The sequence below is a fragment of the Cyanobium sp. LEGE 06143 genome (assembly GCF_015207535.1).
Lineage (GTDB): Bacteria > Cyanobacteriota > Cyanobacteriia > PCC-6307 > Cyanobiaceae > NIES-981.
The window spans coordinates 1-8,307 of sequence record NZ_JADEWP010000114.1 but is presented as its reverse complement, the minus strand read 5'-3'; the positions used below and the strand labels follow the sequence as shown (position 1 = coordinate 8,307).

General features: G+C 66.6%; 7 protein-coding genes. 2 read left to right on the top strand and 5 right to left on the bottom strand.

From position 1 onward, the window contains the following. From IQ216_RS09045 to IQ216_RS09035, 3 genes are all read right to left on the bottom strand, one after another. A partial coding sequence (locus IQ216_RS09045; protein ID WP_193815210.1) for an NAD(P)H-quinone oxidoreductase subunit 4 occupies positions 1–1,506 on the bottom strand: 1,506 nt, incomplete at its 3' end. A gap of 124 nt (positions 1,507–1,630) precedes the next feature. Next, positions 1,631–3,640, bottom strand: coding sequence for an NAD(P)H-quinone oxidoreductase subunit 5 (locus IQ216_RS09040; RefSeq protein WP_193815209.1), 2,010 nt, complete (start codon positions 3,638–3,640; stop codon positions 1,631–1,633). 92 nt (positions 3,641–3,732) lie between these two features. Continuing rightward, the gene (locus IQ216_RS09035; RefSeq protein WP_193815212.1) at positions 3,733–4,434 is read right to left on the bottom strand and encodes an NnrU family protein; all 702 of its coding nucleotides are present in this window, start codon (positions 4,432–4,434) and stop codon (positions 3,733–3,735) included. A gap of 126 nt (positions 4,435–4,560) precedes the next feature. On the opposite strand from IQ216_RS09035, the gene IQ216_RS09030 reads away from it, so the two are divergent. Then, positions 4,561–5,550: a LysR family transcriptional regulator gene (locus IQ216_RS09030; RefSeq protein ID WP_186698392.1), complete on the top strand. Its 990-nt coding sequence runs from the start codon at positions 4,561–4,563 to the stop codon at positions 5,548–5,550. Positions 5,551–5,563: 13 nt separating this feature from the next. Here IQ216_RS09030 and IQ216_RS09025 read toward each other — a convergent pair whose 3' ends face one another. After that, positions 5,564–6,313 (bottom strand): DUF3172 domain-containing protein, encoded by a 750-nt coding sequence (locus IQ216_RS09025; protein ID WP_370566686.1) that lies wholly within the window; start codon positions 6,311–6,313, stop codon positions 5,564–5,566. After that, positions 6,310–6,672 carry an NAD(P)H-quinone oxidoreductase subunit M gene (locus IQ216_RS09020; protein ID WP_186698394.1) on the bottom strand — a complete coding sequence of 121 codons (363 nt, stop codon included), beginning with the start codon at positions 6,670–6,672 and terminating at the stop codon, positions 6,310–6,312. The genes IQ216_RS09025 and IQ216_RS09020 overlap by 4 nt, the downstream gene beginning before the upstream one ends. Before the next feature lie 124 nt (positions 6,673–6,796). On the opposite strand from IQ216_RS09020, the gene pds reads away from it, so the two are divergent. Next, positions 6,797–8,218 carry a 15-cis-phytoene desaturase gene (gene pds / locus IQ216_RS09015; protein WP_193815208.1) on the top strand — a complete coding sequence of 474 codons (1,422 nt, stop codon included), beginning with the start codon at positions 6,797–6,799 and terminating at the stop codon, positions 8,216–8,218. The last annotated feature ends 89 nt before the right edge of the window (positions 8,219–8,307 follow it).

The following is an 8,307-nucleotide window of genomic DNA, read 5'->3' as shown; positions in this document are numbered from 1 at the left end:
CGCCATGGCGTCGTTTTCCCGCAGTACCAGGGCCTCGATCGAGGCGCGGTAGCTGTCCGTCATGATCCGCGGATAGAGACCGATGCCGATGATGGGCACCAGCAGGCAGCTGATCACATAGATCTCGCGGGGCTCGGCATCCACCAGGTTGGTGTGGGAGGCCAGTTCGGCGTTCTCCTTGCCGAAGAAGATCTCGCGCAGCATCGACAGCAGGTAGATGGGGGTGAGAATGACGCCCACGGCCGCCAGAGCGGCGATCACCACCCGGAAGCTGAGGGTGTAGGCCTCGCTGGTGACGAAGCCCACGAACACCATCAGCTCGGAGACGAAACCACTCATGCCCGGCAGGGCCAGGGAGGCGAGGCTGCACACCGTCCAGAGGGCGAACATCTTGCGCATCTTCTGGCCCACGCCGCCCATCTCATCGAGCTGCAGGGTGTGGGTGCGGTCGTAGGTGGCGCCCACCAGAAAGAAGAGACTGGCGCCGATCAGGCCATGGCTGATCATCTGCAGCATGGCGCCGCTGGTGCCCAGGTCGCTGAAGCTGCCGATGCCGATCAGCACGAAGCCCATGTGACTGATCGAGCTGTAGGCGATCTTGCGCTTGAGGTTCCTCTGGGCGAAGGAGGTGAGGGCCGCGTAGATGATGTTCACAACCCCCAGCACCACCAGCAGGGGCGCGAACTGGGCATGGCCCTCCGGCAAGAGCTGCACGTTGAAGCGCAGCAGCGCATAGCCGCCCATCTTCAGCAGGATGCCGGCAAGCAGCATGTGCACCGGCGCCGTGGCCTCGCCGTGGGCATCCGGCAGCCAGGTGTGCAGCGGCACGATCGGCAGCTTCACGCCGAAGGCGATCAGGAGGCCCGCGTAGCAGAGCACCTGGAATTTGGTGCCGAACTCCTTGGCCATCAGGGTCGTGTACTCGAAGCTGACGTCCCCGCCGTAGAAGGCCATCGCCAGACCCACAATCAGAATGAACAGGGAGCTGCCGGCGGTGTAGAGGATGAACTTGGTGGCGGCGTACTGGCGTTTCTTGCCGCCCCAGATGGCCAGTAGCAGGTACACCGGCAGCAGCTCCAGCTCCCAGGCCAGGAAGAACAGCAGCATGTCCTGCACGGCAAACACCGCGATCTGGCCGCCGTCCATGGCCAGCAGCAGGAAGTAGAAGAGCTTCGGCTTGAACGTCACCGGCCAGGCGGCCAGGGCGGCCAGGGCGGTGATGAAGCTGGTGAGCAGGATCAGCGGCATCGAGAGGCCGTCGGCACCCACCGACCAGGCCAGCCCCAGATCCGGCAGCCACTCCACCCGCTGCACCAGCTGCAGACCCTCCACGGAGGGGTCGTAGCCGTTGAGGTAGCCGGCCACCGTGATCAGGAAGGTGGTGAGGGCGATGCCGAGGGCGTACCAGCGCACCTGCTTGCCATCGCCCTTGTCGGGCACGAAGGGAATCAGCAGGGCCGCGCCGATCGGGAACAGGATCGCGGCGCTGAGCCAGGGGAAAGGCACTGAAGGCAAGGGTTCCGTTGGGCGGAGTGTAGAAATGCCCGCTAGGTGAACACTCCTACGGTGGGGGGAGGCACACAGTCCGTAGGGCTGACGGGATCAGACGCAAGGCCGGCAGGCCATCGGCTCAGCCGAGCGAGCCGAACAGCACCACGAGGCCCACCACGCCCCCGAACACGATCAGGGCATAGAACTGGGCCCGGCCGGTCTCGAAGTACTTCAGCCCCTCGCCGCTGCCCAGGGTGACCAGGCCGGTGAGGTTCACCACCCCGTCCACCACCTTCGAGTCCACCTCCAGCACCGAGCGGGCCAGCTTGCGGCTGCCCTTCACGAACAGCTTCTCGTTGATGGCATCGAGATACCACTTGTTGGCCAGGAAGGCGTTCACGGCCGGGAAGCGGCCGGCCACGGCCTGGCCCAGGTCGATCTTGTGCAGGGCATAGGCGAGCACCGCCAGGCCGATGCCGGCGCTGGAGATCGCCACCGACGCTCCCGCCAGAGGCAGAAACTCGCCCCAGCTGAACTGCGCCGCCATCTCGGCGGCCTCCTCCGGCTCCAGCAGGGCCGCAAAGCGGCTGTTCCAGGGGGTGCCCAGCAGGCCGATCAGCACCGAAGGCACCGCCAGTACGGCCAGGGGCAGGGCCATCTGCCAACCGGATTCGTGCGGATGCTCGGCGTGGGCGTGGCCGTGCTCGTCGCCCTCATTGGAGGCCCCACCGGCGGCGCTCAGCAGCTGGGTCTTCAGCGCGGCGTCGTTGCCGCGGAAGCTGCCCTCGAAGGTGAGGAAGTAGAGCCGGAACATGTAGAAGGCGGTCATCCCGGCGGTGATGAAGCCCATGGCCCAGAGCAGCGGGAAGCTGTTGAAGGCCTGGCCCAGGATCTCGTCCTTGCTCCAGAAGCCGGCCAGGGGAGGAATGCCGCTGATCGCCACGCAGCCGATCAGAAAGGTGGTGCTGGTCACGGGCATGAACCTGCGCAGCCCCCCCATCAGGCGCATGTCCTGGGCGAGCACGGGCTCGTGGCCCACCACCTCCTCCATGGCGTGGATCACCGAGCCGGAGCCCAGGAACAGCATCGCCTTGAAGAAGGCGTGGGTGACCAGGTGGAACATGCCAGCCACCGGGGCGCCGCAGCCCATCGCCAGCATCATGTAGCCGAGCTGGCTCACTGTGCTGTAGGCCAGCCCCTTCTTGAGATCCATCTGGGTGAGGGCGATGGAGGCCCCCAGAAACAGGGTGATGGTGCCCACCACGGCGATCACCAGGTTCACCAGCGGGAAGGCGTCGTAGAGCGGCTGGAGCCGGGCCACCAGGAACACCCCAGCCGCGACCATGGTGGCGGCATGGATCAGGGCTGAGATCGGCGTGGGGCCCTCCATCGCATCGGGGAGCCACACGTGCAGGGGGAACTGGGCCGACTTGGCCATCGGCCCCATGAACACCAGCAGGCAGAGGATCACCGCCACGCCGGCGCTGATGGTGCCCGCTCCCACGGCCTCACTGAGGCGGGTGCCGATCTCCTCGAAACCGAAGCTGCCCGTGGCCCAGAACAGCCCCAGGATCCCCAGCAGCAGGCCGAAGTCGCCCACCCGGTTCACCACGAAGGCCTTCTGGGCGGCGTTGGCGGCTCCGTCGCGGTCGTACCAGAAGCCCACCAGCAGGTAGGAGCACATGCCCACCAGCTCCCAGAACACGTAGATCTCGAGCAGGTTGGGGCTGATCACCAGCCCCAGCATCGAGCTGCTGAACAGGGCCAGATAGGTGAAGAAGCGCACATAGCCCTTGTCGTGGGCCATGTAGCCATCGGAATACACCATCACCAGCAGGGCGATGGTGGTGACCAGGGCCAGCATCACGGCGCCGAGGGGATCGACGCGGAAGCCCATCTGCAGGTTGAAGCTGCCGGCGCTGGCCCAGTTGAACAGGATCTCCGTGGGGCCCGCCCCTGAGAGCTGCTCCGCCAGCACGGCGAAGCTGAGCACGGCGGCAGCGCCCACGCAGCTGATCAGCAGCAGGGCGGCGGGTTTGCGCAGCCGGTTCACGGTGCGGTTGAAACTGATCAGACCCAGCCCCACCAGGCAGGCTCCTGCCAGGGGCAACACCGGGATCAACCAGGCGAGTTCAGCGGTTGAAGGCATCCGGCGGGCACGGGCTGGGCCGAGTGTAGGCAGTGCGCCCGGGAGCGCCGGCTGCCGATGGGGGATTGCCAGCACGCCCTGGTGGTTTGGGATCAGGCCAGCCAGTGCCCCAGGCCAGTGCGGGAAAAGGCCGTGGCCCCCACCCCGATGAAGCGGTGGGCCCACCAGAACAGACCCACCGCGATCACGATGCCCAGCTGGGCCGGGCGCAGAAACTCCGACGCCACCAGGCGCTGGCGGCCGTCGAGCACGGCGCGGAAGGGCAGGATCGAGGTGCTGGCGCGCAGCTCCTCAAAGGCGGGGCCGAAGCGGTTGAGCAGGCGGCGGTCGCCGTTCCACACCGCGAACAGGTGGTGGGCGATCAGGCCGGCGCAGGTCACCAGGGTGAAGCTCGTGCCGATCCAGAGCAGGTGGGTGGCACACCAGAGCACCTGGCCCACGGCCTGGGGATGGCGGCTGACGCGGATGATCCCGGTGGCGTACAGCCGCACCTGAGGCTTCAGCAGCGCCGGGATCTCCAGCAGGTTGTAGGTGGCGGGGTACAGAAACAGGAAGCTGATGGCCGTTCCCACCCACACCACGGGCACGATCCAGGGCTGGGCCTGCAGGTCCCAGAGCCGCACGCCGTCGTAGCGGTGGGCCAGGAAGTAGCCCACCACCACCACCGCGGCAGGAATGCTGAGGGCGGCGAAGATCAGGCGCCAGGCCCGCTCACCGATGCGGGCCACGCCCCACTGGCGCAGGGAGGCGCCGCCGCTGTGCAGCACGGCGAAGGCCAGCAGCAGGGCCAGCATCACCCAGCTGGTGTGGTGAAGGGAGCTGGAGGACACGGGCCGAGGATGTTGTGAAGCTGGCGATTCTGGCGTCCAGCAGGCCCCCTAGAGTCGCGGCTTGCATCCTGGTGCTGGCCGGCGGGCCCTATGGCTGATCTGCCTTTCACCCTTGACCAGCTCCGGATCCTGCGGGCGATCGCCAGTGAGGGCAGTTTCAAGAAGGCTGCCGACAGCCTCTATGTGACCCAGCCCGCCGTGAGTCTCCAGATCCAGAACCTGGAGAAGCAGCTCAGCGTGTCCCTGTTCGACCGTGGCGGCCGCAAGGCCCAGCTCACCGAGGCGGGGCATCTGCTGCTCAGTTACTGCGATCGGATCCTGAGCCAGTGCCAGGAGGCCTGCCGCGCCCTTGAGGACCTCCACAACCTCAAGGGGGGCTCCCTGCTGGTGGGTGCCAGCCAGACCACCGGCACCTATCTGATGCCGCGCATGATCGGGCTGTTCCGGCTGAAATACCCCGATGTGGCCGTGCAGCTGCAGGTGCACAGCACCCGGCGCACCGGCTGGAGCGTGGCCAACGGCCAGCTGGATCTCGCCATCATCGGCGGCGAGCTGCCCCCCGAACTCAACGAGCTGCTGCAGGTGGTGCCCTACGCCAGTGATGAACTGGCCCTGGTGCTCCCCACCAAGCATCCCCTCGCCCGCCTCCAGGAACTCACCAAGGAAGACCTCTACCGGCTGGGTTTTGTCTGTCTCGATGCCCAGTCCACCACCCGCAAGATGGTGGACCAGCTGCTGGCCCGCTCCGGCCTCGATCTGAGCCGCCTCAAGATCGAGATGGAACTGAACTCCTTCGAGGCGATCAAGAACGCCGTGCAGTCGGGCCTGGGGGCGGCTTTTCTGCCGGTGGTGTCGATCGAGAGGGAGCTCTCAGCCTCCACCCTGCATCGGGTCCAGGTGGCCGACCTGTCGGTGCGTCGCCAGCTCAAACTGATCAGCCACCCTGCCCGCTACTGCTCGAGGGCCTCGGAGGCCTTCCGGCAGGAGGTGCTGCCCGCCTTCGCCAGCCCCGACAGCCCCCTGCGCCGTCCGCTGCAGCAGCCGGCCCCTGAGGCCAGCCCCACGGCGGCCGCCACCTAGCGGCGGCTCAGGCTCAGAACTGGTCGGCCTCAGGGGTGATGCCCACCGTGTCGTCGGCCACGCCCTTGGTGAGGAACTTGTTCTCGCTGATGTCGGTCTGGTAGACGCAGCGCACGATCGGCTGGTCCTTCACCGAGCCGACATAGGCAAAGGTGTTCATCCGCTGCTTGCACTGGCGCATCTGCTCGGCGGTCACGGCGCCCTCCCGCTCCAGCACGCTCCAGTTCTCCCGCCGGATCACACAGCCGGGCCTGAGCGCGGGCTGGGTGACGAAGCTGGTGCTGGGGTTCATCGTGGTGTACAGCTCAATGTCCATCACGAAGGCACTGGCTCCCCACTGCCGGCAGAACTCCGGATCGGGCACGGCCATGTCGAGCTGCTGGGAGCTGGCGATGTTCCCCTGGTTGCCCTGGGTGGTGCTGGAGATGCCAGTACCGATGCCGATGCCCACCACCAGCACACCGGCCAGAACGGCCACGGTGGCCACGTTGAGCTGAATCGGCACGCCGCCCCCCGAGCCACTGCCTCCTGGCCCGCCGCCACCGGGTCCGCCGCCACCGCCACCGCCGCCGCGCCTGCGGTTCAGCTCCGCCTCGTAGCGATCGCTCTCGTAGCGGCCGGAATCGCGCCCGGCACGGTCGCGGCGAAAGCGATCAGGGCCGGCACGGTCATCGAAGCGATCTCCCGGTCGCGTCGGTCGCGTATCGGCCCGGCGGTAGGCGCCGGGGCGCTCGTCGTCGTAGCGGCGGGGGGCGCGAGTCACGGGGAATCAGGCGTGCGGGGCAGGCCCATGGAGTAGTTGAGAACGCGGCAGTCGGGGTTGTAGCGCAGCTCGCCGGCCTGGAGCAGCTGACGGATCTGGCCCTCCAGCTCGGAGCCGATGTGGCGCAGGTTGTATTCGCTCAGCTCGGCGCCGGCATGGGCCGCCACCAGCTCGCGAAAGTGCTGCTGCACCTTCTCCAGCACCGCCGGCTCCCACACGAATTCGTTGTCGGGATCCACGTCCAGGGTGAGCTGGCTGGGGTCGGGCACCAGGTCCTGTCCCTCAAGCCGGGCCGTGAACAGGCGCACGTGGCGGGTGGTGGATTTCAGCAGCGTGGCTGCGGAACTGGAATCAGCCATGGGGTGATGTGGGGCGCAGCCAACGCTTCGACTTTAGGAACACCTGGGCGCGGCCAGCCGTGGCCCCGGCGCCGCGCTGCTCAGGCAGCCACCTTTATGGTTGACCTTCTTTGTTCCCTGGGCTATGCGGGTCGCGATCGCCGGTGCCGGACTGGCGGGTCTTGCCACGGCCAAGTACCTCTGCGATGCCGGTCACACTCCGGTGGTGGTGGAGGCACGCGACGTGCTCGGGGGCAAGGTGGCCGCCTGGCAGGACGAGGACGGCGACTGGTACGAGACCGGGCTGCACATCTTTTTCGGGGCTTACCGCAACATGCGCCAGCTCTTCAAGGAGCTGGACATTGAAGATCGGCTGCAGTGGAAGAGCCACTCGATGATCTTCAATCAGAAGGAAACGCCAGGCACCTACAGCCGGTTTGATTTTCCGGAGATCCCAGCACCCTTCAACGGTGTGGCCGCGATTCTGGGCAACAACGACATGCTCACCTGGCCGGAGAAGATTTCCTTCGGGCTGGGCCTGGTGCCGGCCATGCTGCGGGGGCAAGGTTATGTGGAAGAGTGTGATAAGTATTCCTGGACTGAGTGGCTGCAGATCCACAACATTCCAGAGCGGGTGAATGATGAGGTGTTCATCGCCATGGCCAAGGCGCTGAACTTCATCGATCCCGATGAGATCTCCAGCACCGTGGTGCTCACCGCCCTGAATCGCTTCCTGCAGGAGGGCGATGGCTCCAAGATGGCCTTCCTCGACGGCAACCCACCGCAGCGCCTGTGTCAGCCGATCGTTGACTACGTCACCGCCCGCGGCGGCGAGGTGCATCTCGACGCGCCCCTGAGGGAGATCGCCCTGAACCCGGACGGCACCGTTCAGGGCTTTCGCATCGCCGGGATCAAGGGCATGCAGGCCTACACCCTCGAGGCCGATGCCTACGTGAGTGCCCTGCCGGTGGATCCCTTCAAGTTGCTGCTGCCTGAGCCCTGGAAGGCCATGCCCTACTTCCAGAAGCTCGATGGCCTCAAGGGAGTGCCGGTGATCAACATCCATCTCTGGTTCGACCGCAAGCTCACCACGATCGATCACCTGCTGTTCAGCCGCAGTCCCCTGCTCAGTGTCTACGCCGACATGAGCAACACCTGCCGCGAATACGAAGATCCGAACCGCTCGATGCTGGAGCTGGTGTTCGCCCCCGCCAAGGACTGGATCGGCCGGCCGGATGAGGAGATCGTGGCGGCCACCATGGAGGAGCTCAAGCGCCTGTTCCCGATGCACTTCACCGGTGAGAACCAGGCCCAGCTGCGCAAGTCGATCGTGGTCAAAACGCCGTTGTCCGTCTACAAGACGGTGCCCGGTTGCCAGAAACTGCGCCCGGATCAGGCCTCGCCGATCGCCAACTTCTTTCTGGCCGGCGACTACACCATGCAGCGCTATCTGGCCTCCATGGAGGGGGCGGTGCTCAGTGGCAAGCAGTGCGCCCAGGCGGTGGCGGCTGCCGCTGAAGGGCTCCAGTCCTCCCCTGCCGGGCGCCAGCTCAGCCCGGCAGCCTGAACGGATGGCGGAGCGTGGGTCAGGATGGTGCCCTGACGATTCTGGTGCGGAGCTCCGCTCCAGGCCCTGCCCCGGTGCCCCCCCGGGTC